Source organism: Kitasatospora sp. NBC_01287, from assembly GCF_026340565.1.
Taxonomy (GTDB): domain Bacteria; phylum Actinomycetota; class Actinomycetes; order Streptomycetales; family Streptomycetaceae; genus Kitasatospora.
Genome location: NZ_JAPEPB010000001.1, coordinates 5,746,192 through 5,768,008, shown reverse-complemented (window position 1 = coordinate 5,768,008; position 21,817 = coordinate 5,746,192). Strand labels below are relative to the sequence as shown.

Sequence of the window (21,817 nt, the reverse complement as noted above, 5' to 3'; positions counted from 1 at the left end):
CCTAATGGTTAGCGCGGGGCGCTGACACCGGCCGGTGGCCCGCCGCTGTCGGCGGTGCTCCGTACGGCCACCACCGGGCCCGGCGCACCAGCACCCGCGTGGTGGCCGCCGCCGCTGCCGAAGGCGCTGAACGCGGCGGCCGCGCCGGCCAGCAGCAGCAGGACGGCGAGCAGCACCGCGAGCAGCCGGCGCCGGCGCACCAGAGCCGTGCGGCGCCCGCCGCGGTGGGTGGCGGCGGGCGTGGTGGCGCGCTGGGCGCGGGACTCGGCGGCGTAGCCGGCCAGCTCCTGGGCGGAGGGGCGGCGCAGGCTGGTGTGGGTGTCCCTGGTGGAGTCCGGGGCCGGGGCGGGGACCAGCGGGACGGCGGGGCCGCGCCGGCGCCGGTGGGTCCCGCTGCCGGTGTCCGCCTCGGTGTAGACGGCCTCGGCGGGCGTCGGGGCCTCCTCGGCGGCCGGCCGGTCCTGGGCGGGCAGCGCGAGCGGCGGCAGCCCGGCCAGCGCGGGCAGCTGCTCGCGCAGGCGCTCGGCCAGCTCGGCGGCGCGCAGCCGGGAGGCGGGCGCCTTGGCCAGGCACTCGGAGATGATCCGCCACAGCCCCTCCGGCAGCCCCGGGATCGGTGGCACGCTCTCGGTCACGTGCCGGCGCAGCACCGCGCCGGTGTGGCCGCCGCCGAAGGGGGTGAAGCCGGCCAGCAGCTCGTAGCAGACGGTGGCCAGGGCGTAGATGTCGACGGCCGCCCGCGGCTCCAGGCCCTCGATGATCTCGGGCGCCAGGTAGTCGGGGGTGCCGATGATCCGGGTGGCCCTGGTCCGGCGCGGGGCGTCGACCAGCCGGGCGATGCCGAAGTCGGTGAGCTTGGCGCGCGGCGTCCCGCCCGGCCCCGGCGGCGCGGCCAGGTCGAGCATCACGTTCTCCGGCTTGACGTCGCGGTGCACGATCCCGGCCGCGTGCGCTGCGGCCAGGCCGTCGGCCACGTCGGCGATCACCGCGGCGGCGGCCTGCGGGGCGAGCACCCCCTCGCGCTCCAGCCGGGAGCGCAGGTCGGTGCCGTGCACCAGCTCCATCACCAGCGCCAGGTCGTCGCCGTCCACCACCATGTCCCGCACCCCGACCACCCGCGGGTGGTCCAGGCTGGTGAGCGCGGCCCGCTCCTGGACGAAGCGGCCGACCAGCACCTGGTCGGTGGCCAGGTCCTCGCGCAGCAGCTTGACCGCCACCGCTCCGTCGGGGCCCTCGCCCAGCCACACGGTGCCGGCGGACCCCCGGCCGATCACCTGGTGCACGGTGTACCGGCTGCCGATCTTGCGTGCCAATGCTGCTCCGTGGGCGGCGGGGAGCGCTCCCTGGCCGCCGCTGGGGGCCCGGGAGCGCTCGTGAGGTCGGTGCGTCGCCGACCAACCTACGCGCCCTGGGCCCCTGTGCGGGACCTCCCGCCAGCCAATGTCGACAAAGCGTCAATACTGACCGCTTGGTGTCGGACCGTCAGTTGCCGGTGACGGAGTGCCAGGTGCTGCTGACCCAGCCGGTGGTGCTGTCCCACCACTGGTGCACGTTGTCCCAGTAGTGCGGCAGCGGGGTGAAGTTCCACAGCGCGGCGGCGGCCACCGCCATGATCAGCAGCACCATCAGGCAGCCCTTGAGGCAACCCAGGCCCGGGATGTACATCCGGTTGCGGCTGCGCGGGCGCGGCTCACGGCGCGGCCGGGGCTCGCGCTCCGGCTCGGGCGGACGCGGGGCCGGGGGCTCCGGGCGGTGCTGCGGCGGCTCCGGACGGCGGCCCGGCGCGGGCGCCGACGGGGCCGGGCGCTGGGACGGCTCGCGGTACGCCTGGTAGCCCTGGTCCGGGTACTGCTGCTCGGGGTACTGCTGGTCGCGGTACTGCTGGTCCTGCTCGGCGTAACCCTGGTCGCGGTAGCCGGGGCCCGGCGGGCGGCCGCGCTGCCCCCGGTAGGGCGGCGGGGCCACCGGCGGGCGCTCGGCGCGCCCGTAGCCCGGCCCGGGCTCGCCCTGGCGCGGCCGGCCGCCCTGGGGCGGGTAGCCGCCCTGCTGGGAGTAACCGCCCTGCTGGGGGTAGCCCTGAGGCGGCTGGGCGCCGCCCTGGGGCGGGTAGCCGGGGCCGGGGTAGCCGCCGGGCTGGTAGGGGCGCGGGGCGGCCTGCGGGGGCTCGAACTCCTCGGCCGCGAAGACCTGGGTCTGCTGGTTGCGGTCCCGGGCGGCACGCAGCTGGGTCTGCCACGGGTGCGGGGCCTCGGGCTGCGCGGCGGGCGGCGCGGCGGGCGGGCCCGGCTGGGCGGCGAACGGGCCGCCGGGCGGGGTCGGCATCAGGCGGGTCGGGTCGCCGGCCGGCCGGCCCGCGGTGTCGGGCGCGCCGTTCGGCAGCACCTGGGTGGCGGCCCCCGAGTCGTACTGGGAGTTCAGCACCCGGGTCGCCTGGTCCGGCTGGAACTGCTCGCCCTGGCCGGTGCCGGGCACCTCGGCCGGCCGCTCCTCCGGGAGCAGCAGCGCGGCCACGCCGAGCGCGGCGTCCACCGCGGCGGGCGAGGCGTGCACGCCGATCCCGGCGGCGACCACGCGCAGCGCGTGGGCCAGCGAGGTGGCGCTCGGGCGCCGGGCCGGATCCTTGCTCAGGCAGCGCTCGACCACGGTCCACAGCGGCTCCGGCATCCCGGGCGGGCGCGGCGGCTCCTGGGTCAGGTGGGCCTGGAGCACCTGGAGCGCGCCGTCGCCCTGGAACGGAGCCCGCCCGGTGACCAGCTCGTAGAGCATGATCCCGGCGCCGTAGATGTCCACGGCCGAGGTCTGCGGGCGGCCGCTGACCGACTCGGGGGCGACGTACGCGGGGGTGCCGACGAACTCGCTGGTCCTGGTGATGCCAGGGGAGTCGGCGAGCCGGGCGATGCCGAAGTCGGTGAGCATCGGGTGCAGTTGCTCACCGCCCTGGCCCTCGCCCTGGCTGGTGGCGAGCAGCACGTTGGCGGGCTTGAGGTCGCGGTGCACCACGCCGTCCGCGTGGCTGACCGCGAGCGCGTCGGCGATCTGGGCCATCAGCAGCGCGGCCGCGATCGGGCTCAGCGGGCCGTTGGCGCGCAGGTAGCGGTAGAGGTCGGGGCCGTCCACCAGGTCCATCACCAGGGCGAGCAGCTCACCCTCGACGACCAGGTCGCGGACCCGCACGATGTTGGGGTGGCGCAGCCGCAGCAGCACCGAGCGCTCGCGCAGGAAGCGCAGCACGATGTCCTGGTCGGCGGCCAGCTCCTCCTTGAGCACCTTGACCGCGACCTGCTGGCCGGGCACCAGGTCCGCCAGCCCGGCGTCCTCGCGCACCCGTCCCCGCCAGACGGTGCCCATGGCACCGCGCCCGAGGGTCTCCTCGAGCAGATACTTGCTGCCGACCGGCCGCACCTGGTGCACTCCTTGCCCTGCCGAGGCCTACCGTCGCCGCGCGCGATAGTCCGTGTGTGCGGCAACTCTAACGGTGCCCGGCAAACCCCAGCCGGATGAGTGCGCGAGCCGGGTGGCGCACGGCACCGGGCCGCCTTGGTCCTGACGCCCCCACCGACTTCGCCGACTCCACCGACTCCACAGGCCCCACCATGACGATGATCACAAGATCGTCAAATCCGGTACGGTGCGCGGACTGTCAGTCCCGGGTGGCAGGATGACGCCTAGCACTCCTGTGGTCCAACACTCATCACGAGCAGAGGGGAACCCCGGGCGAGATGCAGATCCGGCTGACGGTCCTCCGGCCCCGCGCGGGCGCCGGCGTGCCCGCGCCCGCCACCGACGTCCTGGTCACCGCCCCCGTCGGCACGGCGCTCGGATCGCTCGCGGTGGCGCTGGCAGGCGCGGTGGGCGTGCGCGGCGCGCGCAGCGCGACCCATGTGCACCTCTACGCCGGGGCCCGGCGCATCGACGAACGCACCCCGCTCGGCCACCCCCCGCTGCTGAACGGCGCCGTGCTCACGCTCGGCGAGCCCGACCCGGACGCCGCCGTCCCGCCGGACGACGGGGCGGCCGCGGCCGCCGTCGAGCTGCGGGTGGTCGGCGGACCGGACGCGGGCGGCGTGCACCGCCTGCACGGCAGCCAGGTGCGGGTGGGCCGCTCCAGCGAGGCCGACGTCCCGCTGGACGACCCCGACGTCTCCCGGCTGCACCTCTCCCTCCAGCTGGCCGCCGACGGCGGTGTCACGGTGCACGACCTCGGCTCGACCAACGGCACCTCGCTGGACGGGCGCCCGCTCGCCGAGGAGCCGCGGCCGCTGCCCGAGGGCGCCCTGCTGCGCCTGGGCGAGTCCACCGTGGCGCTGGCCGCCGCGCCCGCCGCCGACCAGGTCCGCAGCACCGCGCCGGACGGCCTGGGCCACCTCCAGGTCAGCCCGGCGCCCCGCCCGTCCCGGCCCGGCGCGCCCGCCGCCGAACCGCCCGCGCCGCCCGCCGCCGCCGGGAGCGGCCGCACCCGCTCGCTGCTCTCCCGCACCCTGGGCCGCTCCCCCACGCCCGCCGCCGCACCGGACACCGCGCAGCAGCACGCCAGGGCCCGCGACCGCCAGGCGGCCGCCCGGCGGGAGCGCTTCCCCGATCCGGCCGGCCTGCTGCTCAGCGCGCTCGGCCCCGGCCCCCGGCTCTGGGAGCGCCTCCCCGCCCACCCGGACGCCCTGGTGGTGCGGCTGGGCACCGCCGATGTGCCGGCCGGCCCCGGCACCACCCCGGGCGCCGTGCTGCCCGCCGTGCCGGTCACCGTCGACCTGCGGGCGGTCGGCAGCCTCGGGCTGACCGGGCCGCGCGAGCGGCTGCTCGGCCTGTCCAGGTCGCTGCTCGCCCAGCTGGCCGTGCTGCACCCGCCGAGCGGCCTGAGCCTGGTGGTGGTCAGCGCCGACGAGGAGCACGAGGCCGAGCAGCGCACCGCCGACTGGGGCTGGTCCCTGTGGCTGCCGCACCTGCGCCCGGGCCAGGGCCAGGACTGCCGCCTGCTGGTCGGCCTCGACCAGGCGCAGGCCCAGGTGCGGCTGGCCGAGCTGGCCGACCGCCCGGCCGAGGCGGGCGCCCAGCCGCTGACCGTGCTGCTGGTGGACGGCGATCCCGGCTCCGAGCCGGCCCGGCAGGCGCTGGCCCGGCTGCTGCGGCAGGGCGCGGCGGCCGGCGTCTTCACGATCTGCCTGGCCGAGCGTCCCGCGCTGCTGCCGCGGGGCCTGGGCGCCGACGCCGCGGTGACCGGCGAGGTGGCCACCCGGCTGACCGTCGGCATCGAGGGCCGGGCGGCCGAGGAGGTCGTCCTGGACGCCGTCTCGGCGGCCTGGGCCGAGCGGCTGGCCCGGGCGCTGGCGCCGCTGCGCGAGGCCGCGCCGGTCTCCCGCGGGCCGCTGCCGGAGGCGCTGCGGCTGCTCGACCTGCTGGAGCTCGACACGGTGACCCCGGCCAAGCTCTCCGCCCGCTGGGCGGACCTGCCCAGCACGGCCGGCACCGCCACCGCCCTGCTCGGCACCACCCGGGACGACCTGTGCACCATCGACCTGGCCGGGGCCGGGCTCGGCGAGCCGCAGCACCTGCTGGTCGGCGGCGCCAGGGGGGCCGGCAAGAGCGAGCTGCTGCGCACCCTGGTGGCCTCGCTCGCCGTCGGCGAGCGACCGGACCGGCTCCAGGTGCTGCTGATCGGCGGCCGCGACGACGCGTTGGCCGGCTGCGCCGAGCTGCCGCACGTCACCGGCCGGGTGGAGGCCGCCGCCGAGCCGCGCCAGGCCCTGCTGACCGCCGAGGCGCTGCAGGAGGAGCTGGCCAGACGCGAGGAGCTGTTCCGCGACCGCTCCTTCCCGGTCTGGTTCGCCGAGCGCGCGCTCACCGCCCGGCCCGCCGTGATCGGGCCGCAGCGCAGCGCCGAGCAGGGCGCCAGGCGCCCGGCCTCGGCCTCGGCCTCGACTGCGACTGCGACTGCGACTGCGACTGCGACCGTGGCCGGCACCGCGACGGTGGTGGCCGACGCGCTCCCCGCCCGCCTGGTCGTGGTGGTGGACGACTACGACGCGCTGCTCGCCCCCACCTCCCCCGCCGGCCGCCCGCTGGCCCGCGCGCTGGGCGCCGTGGCGCAGCGCGGCGGGCGGCTGGGCATGCACCTGGTGGCCGCCACCGGCCGCCCCGAGCTGAGCGCGGGCAGCGAGCTGGACGAGGCCGCGCTGTGGCGGATCGCGCTGCGCACCGACCATCCGGCCGACTCCGAGCTGCTGGTCCACGTCGACGACGCGGCGGCCCTGCCCGAGCAGACCCCGGGCCGCGGCTACCTGCGCCGACCGGACGGCGCGGTGCTGGCCTTCCAGACCGCCCGGGTCAGCGGCCGGATCCCGCGCACCGCGACCCTGCGCCCCACCGTGGTCGCGCTCGACCCGGCCCAGCTGGGCGCCCCGCCGACCAGGCGGCCGGTGCGCGAGCTGGGCAACGGGCCCACCGACCTCGCGCTGCTGGCCAGCGCGCTGCAGCGGGCCGCCCAGGGCTGAGCCCCACCGCGGTCACGCGCGACGACGGCGGCGAGAGCGACCGCGACGGCGCGCGGCCGCGACGGCGGAGCAAACGCGGAGCGGGGCCGCACCCGAAGGTGCGGCCCCGCTCCGCTGCCGTCCCGCCCTCAGCGCATCGAACCGGTGCGCAGCAGCGTGCGGATCACCCGCATGGCCACCGAGAGGCTGGACAGCGCGTAGGTGTCCGAACCCCTTATGTCGTCCAGCGTGGTCTGCGCCCGGCTGAGCAGCGTGCTGTTCAGCTCGGCCCAGGCCGTGAAGCGCTCCTCGCTGGTCGCGCTCTCCGGACCGCAGGCCAGCACGTCCTCGGTGAGCTGGGCGTGCGCCGCGAAGAGGTCCTCACGGATCGAGGTGCGGGCCATCGAGGACCAGCGGTCGATCCGCGGCAGTTCGATGATCCGGTCCAGCAGATGGGTGATGCCCAGGCGGTCGCCCAGGTCGTAGTAGAGGTCCGCGACCTCGGCGACGTCCTTGCCGGAGCGCTCTGCGACCTCGGTGACGTCCAGGGTCGGGAAGGTCGAGGAGAGCCCGGCGACCCGGGTGGCCAGCGCCTCGGGCACACCCGCGCCGGTCAGCTCCGCGTGGATCTTCTCGTACCAGGCCAGGTCCTCGCCGCGCAGCGGCTTGGGCAGGCTGGTCCAGACGTGGTCGACCCGCTGCTGGAAGAACGCGATGGTCTCGGCGATGTCCAGCGGCTGACGGCGGTTGTTGAGCATCCACCGGGTGGCCCGCTCGACCAGCCGGCGCGAGTGCAGCCGCATCCGGGTGGCGGTCTCGGCCGGGATCCGGTTGTCCAGGCCCTCGACCTCGTCCCAGATCTTCTCCAGGCCGAAGACCGCGCGGGCCGCGGTGTGGGTGCGGGCGATCTCCTCGTAGGTCGCGCCGGTCTCCTCCCGCAGGCGGAAGGCGAAGGTGCAACCGCCGCGGTTGATCGTGTCGTTGACGATCAGGGTGGTGATGATCTCCCGGTGCAGCGCGTGGTTGTCCACCGCCTCGGCGAACCGCTCGCGCAGCGCGGTCGGGAAGTAGAGGTGCAGGGTCTCGCGGAAGTACGGGTCGTCGGGCAGCCCGGTGGCGAGCAGCTCGTCGGCCAGGGTGATCTTGGTGTAGGCGAGCAGCACCGACAGCTCGGGCTGGGTGAGCCCGAAGCCGCTCTGCTGGCGCTCCTTCAGCTGCCTCTCGCTGGGCAGGAACTCCAGCTGGCGGTCGAGCTGACCGTCCGCCTCCAGCCGGTTGAGCATCCGCGAATGGACGTTCACCATGCTGTGCGCCTGGGCCACCGCGTTGGCCAGCACCACGTTCTGCGCGTAGTTGTTGCGCAGGACGAGCTTGCCGACCTCCTCGGTCATCTCGGCCAGCAGGGTGTTGCGCTGCTTGACCGTCATGTCGCCCTCGGCGACCACCTGGTTGAGCAGGATCTTGATGTTCACCTCGTGGTCCGAGGTGTCCACGCCGGCCGAGTTGTCGATCGCGTCGGTGTCGATCCAGCCGCCGCTCCTCGTGCCCCCCGGGCCGTCCGGGCCGCCCACCTGGGCGTACTCGATCCGGCCCAGCTGGGTGCAGCCGAGGTTGCCGCCCTCGCCGATCACCCGGGCGCGGACCTGGCTGCCGTTGACCCGGATCGCGTCGTTGGCCTTGTCGCCGACGTCCGCGTTGGTCTCCCGCTCGGCCTTGATGTAGGTGCCGATGCCGCCGTTCCAGAACAGGTCCACCGGGGCCTGCAGGATCGCCTTCATCAGCTCGGCCGGGGTGAGCTTGGCCGTCCTGATGCCGAGCGCCTCGCGGACCTGCGCGGTCAGCTGGATCGACTTGGCGGTGCGCGGGAAGACGCCGCCGCCGGCCGAGATCAGCGCCTTGTCGTAGTCGTCCCAGGAGCTGCGCGGCAGGTCGAAGAGCCGGCGGCGCTCGGCGAAGGAGGTGGCCGCGTCGGGGTTCGGGTCCAGGAAGATGTGCCGGTGGTCGAAGGCGGCCACCAGCCGGATGTGCTCGCTGAGCAGCATGCCGTTGCCGAAGACGTCACCGGACATGTCGCCGATGCCGACCACGGTGAAGTCCTCGGACTGGGTGTCCACGCCCAGCTCGCGGAAGTTGCGCTTGACCGACTCCCAGGCACCGCGGGCGGTGATGCCCATGCCCTTGTGGTCGTAGCCGGCCGAGCCGCCGGAGGCGAAGGCGTCGCCGAGCCAGAAGCCGTACTGCTCGGCCACGCCGTTGGCGATGTCCGAGAAGGTCGCGGTGCCCTTGTCGGCGGCGACCACCAGGTAGGTGTCGTCCTCGTCGTGCCGGACCACGTCGACCGGGTGGACGACGGCGCCGCCCACGAGGTTGTCGGTGATGTCCAGCAGGGCGGAGATGAAGGTCTTGTAGGACGAGATGCCCTCGGTCAGCCAGGCGTCGCGGTCCACCGCCGGGTCCGGCAGCTGCTTGGCGACGAAGCCGCCCTTGGCGCCGACCGGGACGATCACGGTGTTCTTCACCATCTGGGCCTTGACCAGGCCCAGGATCTCGGTGCGGAAGTCCTCGCGCCGGTCGGACCAGCGCAGACCGCCGCGGGCGACCTTGCCGAAGCGCAGGTGCACGCCCTCGACCTGCGGCGAGTAGACCCAGATCTCGAAGGCCGGGCGCGGGGCCGGCAGGTCCGGGATGGCGTGCGGGTCGAACTTCATCGACACGTACGGGTGCCACTGGCCGTCCGCCGCGCGCTGGAAGAAGTTGGTCCGCAGGGTGGCCTTGATCAGGTGCAGGAAGGAGCGCAGGATGCGGTCCTCGTCCAGCGAGACGACCTCGTCCAGCGCGCCGTCCAGCTCCTCCAGGATGGCCTCGCCCAGCTCGTCGGCACCCAGCTGGTGGCTGGGGCTCAGGCGGGCCTCGAAGAGGTTCACCAGCAGGCGGGTGGTGTGCGCGTTGTTGCGGAGCGCGTCCTCCATGTAGTCCTGCGAGAAGGTGCTGCCGGCCTGGCGCAGGTACTTGGCGTAGGCGCGCAGCACGACCGCCTGACGCCAGCTCAGCCCGGCGGTCAGGATCAGGCCGTTGAAGCCGTCGTTCTCCGCGTGACCGGTCCAGGTGGCCGCGAAGGCCTCCTGGAAGCGCTCGCGGGCCTCGTCGGTCAGCTCGGCCGCCTCGCGCAGCTTGAGGCCGAAGTCGTAGACCCAGGCGGTGGTGTGGTCGGAGCGGCGCAGCGCGTACGGGTGCTCGTCCAGCACCTCGACACCCAGGCGCTGCAGCACCGGGAGCACCTCGGTCAGCGAGATCGGACCGCCGACCCGGTAGATCTTGAAGCGGCGCTCGTCGTCGCCGGCGCCGACCGGCTGGTAGAGGTTGAGCCGGAAGTCGCCCTCGCCGTGCAGCGATTCGATCTGCTTGAGGTCGGCCACGGCGGTGCGCGCGGAGAAGTCGGCCCGGTAGCCGTCGGGGAAGGCGTTGGCGTACTTGTGGCCCAGGTCCGCGGCCTTCTCCTCGCCGAGCTCCAGCAGCAGCTGGTCGTTGAAGCCGTCCATCCAGAACCGGGCGGCCTCGGCCAGCTTGGCCTCGATCCGCTCGATCTCGGCCTCGGTCAGCTCGCTCAGCTCGCTGCCCGGGGCGACCCGGACCACGAAGTGCAGACGGGTCAGCACCGACTCGGTGGACCAGACCGTGTAGTCGATGGCCGCGCCGTTCAGCTCCTGCATCAGGATGTCCATCAGGCGCAGCCGGATGCGGGTGGTGTAGCGGTCGCGCGGCAGGTAGACCAGCGCGGAGAAGTAGCGCCCGTACTCGTCCTGGCGCAGGTAGAGCCGCAGCTTGCGGCGCTCCTGCAGGTACAGCACGCTGGTCGCGATCTGCTGGAGCTCCTCGGCGGCGGTCTGGAAGATCTCGTCGCGCGGGAAGGTCTCCAGGATCTGGAGCAGGTCGCGCCCGTCGTGGCTCTCGGCGGAGAAGCCGGAGGCGTTGACCACCTCCTGGACCTTGCGGCGCACCACCGGGATCCGGGTGACCGACTCGGTGTAGGCGGCGGAGGAGAAGAGGCCGAGGAAGCGGCGCTCGCCGACCACGTTGCCGTCGGCGTCGAACTTCTTCACGCCGACGTAGTCCAGGTAGGACGGACGGTGCACGGTGGAACGGGAGTTGGCCTTGGTCAGCACCAGCAGCTTCTTCTCGTGCGCCTTGGCCCGGACCGGGGCGGAGAGGCGGCCGAAGGACTCGCTGACCGGGTGGTGGTCGCTGTCGTGGCTGAGCGGGTCGGAGCGCAGGATGCCCAGGCCGGTGCCGGGGATCGCCCGCAGCACCTCCTCGCCCTCGTGCTCGACCAGGTCGTACTCGCGGTAGCCGAGGAAGGTGAAGTGGTCGTCGGCCAGCCAGCGCATCAGCTCCCAGGACTCGCCGACCTCCTGCTCGGGCAGGTGGGCCGGGGGCTGCTCGGCGAGCTCGTCGGCCAGGCGGAGCGCGGAGGCGCGCATCTTCGCCCAGTCCTCGACCACCTCGCGGACATCGCCCAGCACCCGGCGCAGGTCGGACTCGATCTGGCGCAGGTCGGCGCGGTCGCTCTCGCGGTCGATCTCGATGTGCATCCAGGACTCGACGGTGGCGTCGGCGGGCCAGTCGGCGCCGGCCGCCTGGCTGCGCGCGCAGGCGTCGATGTCGAGGATCTCCAGCAGCTTGCCGGTGATGTCACGGCGCACCACCAGCTGGGGGTGGATCACCAGGTGGATCGACCGGTTCTGCCGGGACAGCTCGTTGGTGACCGAGTCGACCAGGAACGGCATGTCGTCGGTGACCACCTCGACCACGGTGTGGCCGCTGGACCACCCGTTCTCGTCGACGGTCGGGGTGGAGACCCGGACCTCGGCGGTGCCCTGGGGACGCTTCAGCCCCAGCCGGTAGTGCGAGGCGGCCGCCCCGTAGACGTCGACGGGGTCGCGGTCGACCAGGTCCTCGGGAGCGGTGTGCAGGTAGTAGTGCTGCAGGTACGCGGTCAGAGCGCCGTTGCTCAGACCCTCCCCGGGCGCCGCTCCCCCTACCTGGCTGTGCTCCGCGGCCGCGGCCGCCTTGACGAGCAGTTCGGCCTTGGCCGCGTCCAGCTTGGTCTGCATGGCTGATTGGCTCCTGTCGCGCGCCGTTGCGTGACTCGGTGGTGGTCAGGGTGTGCACCGCCGGGCCTGTCCGCAATCCTCCCGCACGATCCTGGCGAGAGGCACTCAAGGCACGCTTAAAGAACCCCTTGCCTGGGTACGACAGGCTTTTACGGCCTGCGGGACGGCCCCACGACGCCAGCCAGCCTAACGGGCGGAAACGAAGGTGTCAGGGGACAGGGAGGCACAAAGGCGCAGGGAGATCCACTTTTCCTCGACAGCTTGTCCAAGTCGTGCCGCTCAGCCCAGGTGGGGGTACCCGGTGGCGGTCGGGGGGACGAAGGTCTCCTTGATCGAGCGGGCCGAGGTCCAGCGCAGCAGGCTCTGGGCCGCCCCGGCCTTGTCGTTGGTGCCCGAGGCGCGGCCGCCGCCGAAGGGCTGCTGGCCGACCACGGCGCCGGTCGGCTTGTCGTTGATGTAGATGTTGCCCGCCGCGAACCGCAGCGCCTCCAGCGCCTCGGCGATGGCCCGGCGGTCCTGGGCGATCACCGCGCCGGTCAGCCCGTAGGGCGCGTCGCCGTCCATGGCCGCCAGCGCCTCGCTCCAGCGGCGGTCCTCGTAGAGCTGGATCGCCAGGATCGGCCCGAAGTACTCGGTCGAGAAGATCTCGTTGCGGCTCTCGCCGCTGACCAGCACGGTGGGCCGCACGAAGTAGCCGATCGCGTCGTCGTACTGCCCGCCGGCCACCAGCTCGACCCGCGGATCGCGCCCCGCCCTGTCGATCGCGTCCCGGTTCCTGGCGAAGGCCCGGGCGTCGATCAGCGCCCCCATGAAGTTGGACAGGTCGGTCACGTCGCCCACGGTGAGGGCGTCGACCTGGGCCAGCAGGTCGTCCTTGATCCGCGTCCAGAGGCTGCGCGGCAGGTAGGCCCGGGAGAGCGCGGAGCACTTCTGGCCCTGGTACTCGAAGGCGCCGCGGATCAGCGCGCAGGTCAGCACGGCCGGGTCGGCCGAGGGGTGGGCGATCAGGAAGTCCTTGCCGCCGGTCTCGCCGACGATCCGCGGGTAGCTCCGGTAGCCGGCCAGGTTGGCGCCGATGGTCTGCCAGAGCTCGCGGAAGGTGGCGGTGGAACCGGTGAAGTGCAGGCCGGCCAGGTCGGGGCTGGCCAGCGCCACCTGGGAGAGCGCCCGGCCGTCCCCGGTGACCAGGTTGATCACCCCGGGCGGCAGTCCGGCCGCCTCCAACAGGCGCATCAGGTGGTGAGCCGCGAAGGTCTGGGTGGGCGCGGGCTTCCAGACCACCGTGTTGCCGAGCAGGGCCGGTGCGGTGGGAAGGTTGCCGGCGATGGCGGTGAAGTTGAACGGTGTGACCGCGTAGACGAAACCTTCCAGCGGGCGGTGGTCGGTGCGGTTCCACACCCCCGGCGCGGACTCGGGCTGCTCGGCCAGCAACTGGCGGGCGAAGTGCACGTTGAAGCGCCAGAAGTCGACCAGCTCGCAGGGCGCGTCGATCTCGGCCTGCTGCACGGTCTTGGACTGGCCGAGCATGGTGGCCGCCGCCAGCGTCTCGCGCCAAGGGCCGGCCAGCAGCTCGGCGGCGCGCAGGAAGACCGCCGCCCGGTCGTCGAAGGAGAGCCGGCGCCAGTCGGGCCCGGCGGCCAGCGCGGCGCCCACCGCGAGCTCCGCGTCCTGGGCGGTGGCGTTGCCGAGCACCCCCAGCTTGGCCGTGTGGTGGTGCGGCTGGACCACGTCGATCCGCGGGCCGGAGCCGAACCGCTGCTCGCCGCCGATGGTCATCGGCAGCGCGAGGGGCTCGGCCGCCAGCTCGTCGAGCCGGCGCAGCAGCCGGGCGCGTTCCGGGCTGCCGGGGGCGTAGTCGCGCACCGGCTCGTTGACCGGGACGGGCACCTTGGTCACGGCGTCGATCGGCATGGGCGGCTCCGCTCTGCTGGCTGTTCGGTCGCCCTAGACTGACCACAGCCCAGCCGTCGCCGGGGCGGCGACACACCGGTCAGACGGGGATCCGCCGGGCCAGCTCGACCGCCTCCGCCAGGGTGTCCACCACCGGGACGCCGATCGGCTCCAGGTTCGCGCGGATGTGCGAGCCGCCGGTGTAGAGCACGGCGTGCACGCCCGCCTGGCGGGCCGCGAGCGCGTCATCGGCAGCGTCCCCGATCACCACGGTGCGCGCCGGGTCCACGCCCGGCGCGAGCGCGGCCAGGTGGCGGACCAGTGAGGCGGCCTTCTGCCCGTGCGAGGGACCGGTGCGGCCGTCCACCCGCAGGAAGTGCCGCTGGATCCCGAAGGACTCCACGATCGGGACCAGCCGCCGGTGCTCGTACATCGACAGCAGCGACTGGGTGTGGCCCTCGGCCGCCCAGGCCGCGAGCAGGTCGGGAACGCCCTCGGTCAGCGGGCACTGCCCGCTGACCTCGCTGTAGTGCTGCTGGAAGGCCGAGTCCAGCCGCTCCCACTCGGCGCTGCTCGGCTGGAAGCCCAGGGCCCGCTGGTAGAACCGCGGGATGGGGATCTCGTACATCTCGCGGTACTGCTCGAGCGTCAGCGGCGCGCCGCCGAGCACGGCGAAGGCGGCGTTGCTCGCGCCGAGCACGGCCGCCATGTCGTGCAGCAGGGTCCCGTTCCAGTCCCAGACGATGTGAGTTCGCACCCCGGAACGGTAGCGGCCGGCACCGACAGTCAGGTGTCGGGCAGTGGTCAAAGGCGTAGAGATCGGCCGCGCCCCTCGGGCGATCAGGGGCCCGGGCCCCTGGGGAAGAGGCAGGCAGGCGGGCGACCGGACAGGCAGGCAGGCGATCAGGCGATCAGGCCCGGGATCTCCTGGGTGGCGAACCAGAGCAGCTCGTGGTCCTCGGCGCCGTCCACGCTGAACTGGGCGTCGGCGTCCCCGGCGTCGGCGGCGTCGATGGCGGCCGCCGCCGCGGCGACGTCCTCGACCACCCCGTCGTCGTCGGCGTCCGCGTGCACCGCGGCGGCCTTGGCCAGCTTGACCGGCCCGCCCAGGGTGACCCGGCCGAGCGAGGCCTGGTCCTGGTACTCGTCGCCGGTGAACGGCTGGACGGCGGCGTCCGGCACGTCCAGCGCCACCACCACCCGGCGGCGCGGAGCCTGCGGGTCGGCCGCCAGCAGCCGCAGCGAGGACTGGGCGGCGCGCACCAGCGCGGCGTACTCCAGCTCCTCCAGGTCGTCGCTGATGTACCACTCGCGCAGCGCCGGGGTGACCGCGTAGGCCGCGGGCTGCTCCAGCGCGCCGCCTCGCTGCGCCTGGGCCAGCGCGGCCAGGGTGGTGGGCACGTAGACACGCATCGGGGCACGCTCGCTTCCTGGGGTGCTGCGGGACCCCCTCAGAATACGGCCCGGACGATCACCCCGGTGTCCCCCTTCGAGCGCATCGTCGGGCCACCGGTGCGGCGGGCCGGGCGGTGCGCGCGGCCCTGGGCCCACCGGGCACGGGGGTGGTCAAGCCGCCGTCCGGGCGACCGGCGTGGCGGGGTCCCGGCGGTCTCGGGCCGGCGGGACCGGGCGCCGATAACGGGGGCAGACCATCCTGCGAACCAGATCCGGGGGTACCGCCCATGGCCGAGACCGCGCTCCGCACCACCACCGCACCCGCCAGTGCACTCGCCGCACCCGCCAGTGCACCTGCCGCCACCACTGCCACTGCCGCTGCCGCACCCGCCACCGGGCCGGCGATCCGCCGGCTGGCAGCCGCCCGGCGCCCCGCGCCGCACCGCGCGCCCACCGGCCGCGCCGTCGCGCCGCGCCACCCGCGCGCCGCCTGCGACGACGGCGACCTGGCCGCCCGCTTCGCGCTGCGCCTGGTCGAGGTGCTCAGCGGGCTGCGCCCGATCGGCCAGCTGGCCCGGCACACCACCCACGACGGCTACCGCCTGCTCGCCCGGCTGGCCGGCCAGGGCCCGCTGCGCCGCCCCGGGCAGCCGCAGCGCCCCCGGCTCGCCCGGGTGCACGAATCCGCCCCGGCGGCGGGCGTGCTGGAGGTCTGCGTGCGGGTCGAGAGCGGCGAGCGCCACCACATGGTGGCGTTCCGGCTGGAGCGGCACCGGCGGACCGAGCAGTGGCAGCTGGCCGCGGTGGAGGCACGCTGACGCAGCGGGGGGCGCTGACGCCGCGGGGGACGCTGACGCGGCGACGACGCGGCGGTGGCGGTGCGGGCGCGGCAGGGCGGCGCGGAGCCGCCGACACGCCGCAGGGCGCCGTCCGGGATCGCTCCCGGACGGCGCCCTGCGCTGCTCGCTCGGCCCGCGGTCAGTGCCCGCGGCCCGGCCTCACTTGCGGCGGCGGCCCTTGGCGGACTTCGCGGCCTTGCGGCGCTCGGCGCGGGTCAGGCCGTCGCCCTCCGCGTCGTCGGCCACGCCGTCCTCGAAGTCGCCCTCGATCACGCTCTCGTCACCGTCCACGCTCGGCGCGGTGTAGTGCAGGCGCTGCGGGGCGGGCGCCTCCAGGCCCTTGGCCTTGATCTCCGGACGCGCGGTCTTCTCCAGCGAGACCTCGGCCGCCTCCGAGCCCTCACCCAGCGGGGAGTCCTGCACCGGGACCTCCTCGACCTGCTGCTCGACCTGGACCTCCAGGTTGAACAGGTAGCCGACGGACTCCTCCTTGATGCCCTCCATCATGGCGCCGAACATGTCGAAGCCCTCACGCTGGTACTCGACCAGCGGGTCGCGCTGGGCCATCGCCCGCAGGCCGATGCCCTCCTGGAGGTAGTCCATCTCGTAGAGGTGCTCGCGCCAGCGGCGGTCCAGCACCGAGAGCACCACCCGGCGCTCCAGCTCGCGCATGACCTGCTCGCCGAGCTGGTCCTCACGCGCGCCGTACTGCGCCTGGATGTCCTCCTGGACCACCTTGGTGAGGTACTCGCTGGTCAGCCCGGCGCTGCCGCCGGCCTCCTCCTCCAGCGTGTCCAGCTCCAGGGTCATCGGGTAGAGCTGCTTGAGGGCGGTCCAGAGCTTCTCCAGGTCCCAGTCGTCCTCGAAGCCCTCACCGGTGGCGGCGCTGACGTACGCCTCCACGGTGTCGTCCATGAAGTGGCCGATCTGCTCCTGCAGGTCCTCGCCCTCGAGCACCCGGCGGCGCTCGCCGTAGATGACCTCGCGCTGGCGGTTGAGCACCTCGTCGTACTTGAGGACGTTCTTGCGGATCTCGAAGTTCTGCTGCTCGACCTGGGTCTGCGCGGAGGCGATGGCGCGGGTGACCATCTTGGACTCGATCGGCACGTCCTCGGGGACGTTGGCCATCGAGAGCACGCGCTCGACCATGCCGGCCTTGAAGAGCCGCATCAGGTCGTCGCCGAGCGAGAGGTAGAAGCGGGACTCACCCGGGTCGCCCTGGCGGCCGGAGCGGCCGCGCAGCTGGTTGTCGATCCGGCGCGACTCGTGCCGCTCGGTGCCGAGCACGTACAGGCCGCCGAGGCCCTGCACCTCCTCCTGCTCCGTCTTGACCGAGGACTTGGCCTTCTCCAGGGCCTCGGGGAAGGCCTCCTGGTACTCGTCCGGGGTCTCCACCGGGGTCAGGCCGCGCTGGGCCAGCTCCGCCGTGGCCAGGTGCTCGGGGTTGCCGCCGAGCATGATGTCGGTGCCGCGGCCGGCCATGTTGGTGGCCACCGTGACCGCGCCCTTGCGGCCGGCCTGGGCGACCACCTGGGCCTCGCGCTCGTGGTGCTTGGCGTTCAGCACCTCGTGCGGGACGCCGCGCTTGCGGAGCTCCTGCGAGAGGTACTCGGACTTCTCGACCGAGACGGTGCCGACCAGGACCGGCTGGCCCTTCTCGTGCTTCTCGGCGATGTCGTCGACCACGGCGGCGAACTTGGCCGGCTCCGACTTGTAGATCAGGTCGGGCTGGTCGATCCGCTTGGGGTCCTTGTTGGTCGGGATCGGGACCACACCGAGCTTGTAGATCTGGTGGAACTCGGCCGCCTCGGTGGTGGCCGTACCGGTCATGCCGGCGAGCTTGTCGTACAGGCGGAAGAAGTTCTGCAGGGTGATGGTGGCCAGCGTCTGGTTCTCGTTCTGGACCTCCACCCCCTCCTTGGCCTCGATCGCCTGGTGCATGCCCTCGTTGTAGCGGCGGCCGGCCAGGATACGGCCGGTGTGCTCGTCGACGATCATGACCTCGCCGTTCATCACGACGTAGTCCTTGTCCGCCTTGTAGAGCTCCTTCGCCTTGATGGCGTTGTTCAGGAACCCGACCAGCGGGGTGTTCACCGACTCGTAGAGGTTGTCGATGCCGAGGTAGTCCTCGACCCGGGTGACACCCTCCTCCAGCACGCCGACGGTGCGCTTCTTCTCGTCCACCTCGTAGTCGCGGTCACGCTTGAGGCGCTGCACCAGCTTGGCGAAGTCCGCGTACCACTTGGTGGCCTGGTCGGCGGGGCCGGAGATGATCAGCGGGGTGCGGGCCTCGTCGATCAGGATCGAGTCGACCTCGTCGACGACCGCGAAGTTGTGGCCGCGCTGCACCAGTTCGTCCTGCGACCAGGCCATGTTGTCGCGCAGGTAGTCGAAGCCGAACTCGTTGTTGGTGCCGTACGTGATGTCCATCGCGTACTGGCGCTTGCGCTCGGCGGGCGGCATGTTGGCCAGGATCACGCCGACCTCGAGGCCGAGGAAGCGGTGCACCCGGCCCATCCACTCCGAGTCGCGCTCGGCGAGGTAGTCGTTGGTGGTGATCAGGTGCACGCCCTTGCCGGTGAGCGCGTTGAGGTAGGCCGGCAGCGTGCCGACCAGGGTCTTGCCCTCACCGGTGCGCATCTCCGCGACGTAGCCGAGGTGCAGGGCGGCGCCGCCCATCAGCTGGACGTCGTAGTGGCGCTGGCCCAGCACGCGCTTGGCGCCCTCGCGGACGGTGGCGAAGGCCTCGGGGAGGATGTCGTCCAGGCTCTCGCCGTCGGCGAGCCGCGTCTTGAACTCGTCGGTCAGACCGCGCAGCTCGTCGTCCGTGAGGTTGACGAAGTCCTCTTCGATGGAGTTGACCTGGGCAGCAATCCGCTGCAGCTTGCGAAGGATCTTGCCCTCGCCGGCGCGCAGGATCTTGTCGAAGACGGACACTTGAGCGGGCTCCTCGCCTGGATTGGCACTGGACTGAGCGAACGACTTGCGCGGCGGGATCCACCCCACCGCACGGGCCATCGTATGCGAGGAGGCCAACACCCCGGGAGGTGCGTCAGCACGCCATTCCGGTGTCACCCGTGGGAGCGGATCCCGCGATACGCTCCAGTAACAGGACAAATCGGTCATGAGAAAGTCGTTTTGAGCCCGCTGGGCGGTTGGCCATACTCCGTTCATGAGCACCCCCGCACCACAGCCCGTGGCCTCGCAGCCCGCGACCTCGCACCCCGCGCCCCCGGAGACCGTGATCCTGGAGACCGAGCGGCTGATCCTGCGCCCGCCCGTGCCGGCCGACATCGACGCGATCTTCGCCGCCTGCCAGGACCCGGAGGTCCAGCGCTGGACCCCCGTCCCCTCCCCTTACACCCGTGAGGACGCGGTCTTCTTCGTCGAGAAGCTGGCCGTGGAGGGCTGGCGCAGCGGCCGGTCCCTGCCCTTCTGCGTGCTCTCGAAGGAGACCGGCGAGCTGGTCGGCACCCAGGGCCTGACCGCCCGCGGCCCGGGCGCCGCGGAGGTCGGCTTCTGGACCGCCGCCGAGGCGCGCGGCCGCGGCTACACCGTCGAGGCGCTGCGCGCGGTCTGCCGCTGGGCCGTGGCCGAGCGGGCCGTCCGCCGGCTCGAGTGGGTGGCCTACGTCGGCAACGAACCCTCGCTGGCGGTGGCCCGCAAGGCGGGATTCACCCTGGAGGGCACCCTGCGCTCCTACGCGGAGCAGCGCGGCGTCTTCCACGACTCCTGGATGGGCTCGCTGCTGGCCTCGGAGCTGACGGACGAGGCGTGACGGCCCTGCGCCGCCGGCCGTCGGCGCCCGCGCCGTCGGTGCCCGCGCCGTCGGTGCCCGCGCCGTCGGTGCCCGCGCTGTCGGTGTCCGCGCTGTCAGCGGCACCGCCTACGCTGCCCGCATGACCGCAGCACCGCCGCCCGTCCTGACCCTCGGCGCTGACCAGGCGCGCCGGATCGCCCTGCGCGCCCAGGGGCTGCTGGGCGCGCCCGACCGCCGGGGCGGAGTGCGCGGGGTGTTGCGCCACCTCGGCGCCGTGCAGCTGGACACCATCTCGGTGCTGGCCCGCTCGCACGAGCTGGTGCCCTACGCCCGGCTCGGCGCGGTCGGCCGCCCTGCCGTCGAGCAGGCGCTCTGGGGCGTCGGCGGCAGCTTCGAGTACTGGTCGCACGCGGCCTGCGTGCTGCCGATCGAGGAGTGGCCGCTCTTCGCCTTCCGCCGCCGCTCCTACCGCGACCGCGGTCACCTGTGGGGGCACCAGGTGAGCCCGCGGGCCTACCGCGCGGTGCTGGACCGGCTGCGCGCCGAGGGCCCGCTGACCAGCACGGAGCTGGGCGGCGCGAAGCGGACGGCGGAGTGGTGGGACTGGTCCGACACCAAGATCGCGGTGGAGCGGGCGCTCGCCTTCGGTGACGTGGTCTGCACCGAACGCCGCGGCTGGAAGCGGGTCTACGCCGCGGCCGAGCAGGCGGTGCCCGCCGAGCTGTACCAGCGGGAGCTGACCGACCAGGAGTGCCTGACCCGCCTGGTGCGCCAGGCCGGTCAGGCCCTCGGGGTGGCCACCCGGGCCGACCTGATGGACTACCACCGACTCAAATCCGCCCAACTGGACGCGGTGCTGGCCGAGTCGGGCCTGCTGCCGGTGACCGTGGCCGGCTGGGGTCAGGGCGGCGGCACGGCCACCACCGCGGCCTGGGCCGATCCGGCGGCGCTGGCCGGCGAGCCGCGCGGCCGCCACCGCACCACGCTGCTCTCGCCCTTCGACTCGCTGGTCTGGGACCGCGCCAGGACCGAACGGATCTTCGGCATGTCGCACCGGCTGGAGGCCTACACCCCCAAACACCTGCGGGTGCACGGGTACTTCGCGATGCCGCTGCTGACCGGCGGCAGGCTGGTCGGCCGGGTCGATCCGGCCAGGGAGGGCAAGGTCCTGGTGGCCCGCCGGGTCTCGCTCGACGCACCGCGCCATCTGCCCGCGCTGGCCGGGGCGCTGCGCGAGGCGGCGCAGTGGGTGGGCTGCACCGGGGTCCGCGTCGAGGCACTGGCCGACGAGGCGCTGCGCCCGGCCCTCGACAGACTGCTGGGCTGAGAACTTCCGGGCCGACCCGGGGGCCGCGCGCTCGGCCACCGGTGGCGCTCCGGCCCCGCGGGCGGCGCGCCACCCTACCGGGTCACCCTATTTCGAGGATCTTCTCCCGCATCGCGTAGACCACGGCCTCCATCCGGGAGTGCAACTGCAGCTTCTCCAGGATGTTGCGCACGTGGTTCTTCACGGTGTTCTCGCTGATGAACAGCTCCTTGGCGATCTCCCGGTTGTTCATCCCGGTGGCCACCAGCTTGAGCACCTCCAGCTCACGGTCCGTCAGCCGTGGCGCGGGCACCAACTCCCGTTCGTCGGACCGGCGCTGGATCATCGACTTGAACTCGGTCAGCAGCTTGGCCGCCATTGAGGGGCTGATCTGCGACTGCCCGTCGGCGACCGCGCGGATCGCGGTCGCCACCTCGTCCGTGGAGATCTCCTTGAGCAGGTAGCCGGTGGCACCCGCCTTGATCGCCTCGTAGAGGTCGGCCTCCTCGTCGCTTATCGTCAACATGATGATCTTGGTACTGGGGGCGACTTCCTTGATCGCGGTGCAGGCCTCGATCCCACTGCGGCGCGGCATCCGGACGTCCATCAGGATGATGTCGGGCAGCAGGTCGGCGGCCTTGAGCACCGCCTCCGCGCCGTCACCGGCCTCACCGACCACCTTGATGTCCGGCTCCTCGGCCAGCACGATCTCCAGCCCCCGCCGGAAGAGCGCGTGGTCGTCCACCACCAGGACCCGGATGGGCTCGCCGCCGCGCGGCGCGTACGCGGACTCCAGACCGTCGCCGACGCCGCCTTCGAACCGGCCCACCATCCGCCCTCCCCGTCCCGAACGCTGTGGGCCACATCATTCCACGCCGTCAGCGGCCGGGTTCCACCACCGATCGGCGGGGTCCCTCCAACGGGCGCGCCCCCGGACGCGAACCGGCGGCCGGTGCGACACCGGCCGCCGGTGAGTACGCGACGGAAGAACCCGCTCGATCGGCCCGCCTGCACGGCGGGGGGCGGGGGGCAGGCTATCCGGCCCGCCGGGG

12 protein-coding genes are annotated in these 21,817 nt (G+C 73.6%); 4 read left to right on the top strand and 8 right to left on the bottom strand.

The window, feature by feature from the left end:
- Positions 1-8: 8 nt before the first annotated feature.
- Positions 9-1,313 carry a serine/threonine-protein kinase gene (locus OG455_RS24950; RefSeq protein ID WP_266297254.1) on the bottom strand — a complete coding sequence of 435 codons (1,305 nt, stop codon included), beginning with the start codon at positions 1,311-1,313 and terminating at the stop codon, positions 9-11.
- A gap of 169 nt (positions 1,314-1,482) precedes the next feature.
- On the bottom strand, positions 1,483-3,402 hold the full coding sequence (locus OG455_RS24945; protein WP_266297252.1) for a serine/threonine-protein kinase: 1,920 nt from the start codon (positions 3,400-3,402) through the stop codon (positions 1,483-1,485).
- A gap of 317 nt (positions 3,403-3,719) precedes the next feature.
- On the opposite strand from OG455_RS24945, the gene OG455_RS24940 reads away from it, so the two are divergent.
- A complete protein-coding gene (locus OG455_RS24940; RefSeq protein ID WP_266297249.1) occupies positions 3,720-6,485 on the top strand; it encodes an FtsK/SpoIIIE domain-containing protein in 2,766 nt (921 codons plus the stop codon).
- Between the two features lie 128 nt (positions 6,486-6,613).
- Here the strand turns inward: OG455_RS24940 and OG455_RS24935 are convergent, their stop codons facing one another.
- The 4 genes from OG455_RS24935 to OG455_RS24920 form a co-directional block, all read right to left on the bottom strand.
- A complete protein-coding gene (locus OG455_RS24935) occupies positions 6,614-11,575 on the bottom strand; it encodes an NAD-glutamate dehydrogenase (protein WP_266297247.1) in 4,962 nt (1,653 codons plus the stop codon).
- Between the two features lie 279 nt (positions 11,576-11,854).
- Positions 11,855-13,480, bottom strand: a complete 1,626-nt coding sequence (pruA, locus tag OG455_RS24930; RefSeq protein WP_266300944.1) for an L-glutamate gamma-semialdehyde dehydrogenase — start codon at positions 13,478-13,480, stop codon at positions 11,855-11,857.
- An 85-nt stretch (positions 13,481-13,565) separates the two neighbouring features.
- A complete protein-coding gene (locus OG455_RS24925; protein WP_266297245.1) occupies positions 13,566-14,222 on the bottom strand; it encodes an HAD family hydrolase in 657 nt (218 codons plus the stop codon).
- Between the two features lie 146 nt (positions 14,223-14,368).
- Positions 14,369-14,878: a hypothetical protein gene (locus tag OG455_RS24920; protein ID WP_266297243.1), complete on the bottom strand. Its 510-nt coding sequence runs from the start codon at positions 14,876-14,878 to the stop codon at positions 14,369-14,371.
- Positions 14,879-15,147: 269 nt separating this feature from the next.
- Here OG455_RS24920 and OG455_RS24915 point away from each other — a divergent pair, with 269 nt between their 5' ends.
- On the top strand, positions 15,148-15,678 hold the full coding sequence (locus OG455_RS24915; protein WP_266297241.1) for an Rv3235 family protein: 531 nt from the start codon (positions 15,148-15,150) through the stop codon (positions 15,676-15,678).
- A gap of 180 nt (positions 15,679-15,858) precedes the next feature.
- Here OG455_RS24915 and secA read toward each other — a convergent pair whose 3' ends face one another.
- The gene (gene secA, locus OG455_RS24910; RefSeq protein WP_266297239.1) at positions 15,859-18,636 is read right to left on the bottom strand and encodes a preprotein translocase subunit SecA; all 2,778 of its coding nucleotides are present in this window, start codon (positions 18,634-18,636) and stop codon (positions 15,859-15,861) included.
- A 235-nt stretch (positions 18,637-18,871) separates the two neighbouring features.
- On the opposite strand from secA, the gene OG455_RS24905 reads away from it, so the two are divergent.
- Together OG455_RS24905 and OG455_RS24900 are read left to right on the top strand one after the other, a co-directional pair.
- Positions 18,872-19,477 (top strand): GNAT family N-acetyltransferase, encoded by a 606-nt coding sequence (locus tag OG455_RS24905; protein WP_266297237.1) that lies wholly within the window; start codon positions 18,872-18,874, stop codon positions 19,475-19,477.
- Positions 19,478-19,598: 121 nt separating this feature from the next.
- Complete coding sequence (locus OG455_RS24900) at positions 19,599-20,786, top strand: winged helix-turn-helix domain-containing protein (protein WP_266297235.1); 1,188 nt, start codon at positions 19,599-19,601, stop codon at positions 20,784-20,786.
- Between the two features lie 82 nt (positions 20,787-20,868).
- Here OG455_RS24900 and OG455_RS24895 read toward each other — a convergent pair whose 3' ends face one another.
- On the bottom strand, positions 20,869-21,597 hold the full coding sequence (locus OG455_RS24895) for a response regulator transcription factor (RefSeq protein WP_266297233.1): 729 nt from the start codon (positions 21,595-21,597) through the stop codon (positions 20,869-20,871).
- Between the last annotated feature and the right edge of the window lie 220 nt (positions 21,598-21,817).

Bases quoted from the DNA above. Each gene is read 5' to 3' on its own strand.
- OG455_RS24905 (WP_266297237.1), top strand. From the start codon at position 18,872: ATGAGCACCCCCGCACCACAGCCCGTGGCCTCGCAGCCCGCGACCTCG.
- OG455_RS24920 (WP_266297243.1), bottom strand. From the start codon at position 14,878: ATGCGTGTCTACGTGCCCACCACCCTGGCCGCGCTGGCCCAGGCGCAG.
- OG455_RS24900 (WP_266297235.1), top strand. From the start codon at position 19,599: ATGACCGCAGCACCGCCGCCCGTCCTGACCCTCGGCGCTGACCAGGCG.
- OG455_RS24915 (WP_266297241.1), top strand. From the start codon at position 15,148: ATGGCCGAGACCGCGCTCCGCACCACCACCGCACCCGCCAGTGCACTC.
- OG455_RS24940 (WP_266297249.1), top strand. From the start codon at position 3,720: ATGCAGATCCGGCTGACGGTCCTCCGGCCCCGCGCGGGCGCCGGCGTG.
- OG455_RS24895 (WP_266297233.1), bottom strand. From the start codon at position 21,597: ATGGTGGGCCGGTTCGAAGGCGGCGTCGGCGACGGTCTGGAGTCCGCG.
- OG455_RS24935 (WP_266297247.1), bottom strand. From the start codon at position 11,575: ATGCAGACCAAGCTGGACGCGGCCAAGGCCGAACTGCTCGTCAAGGCG.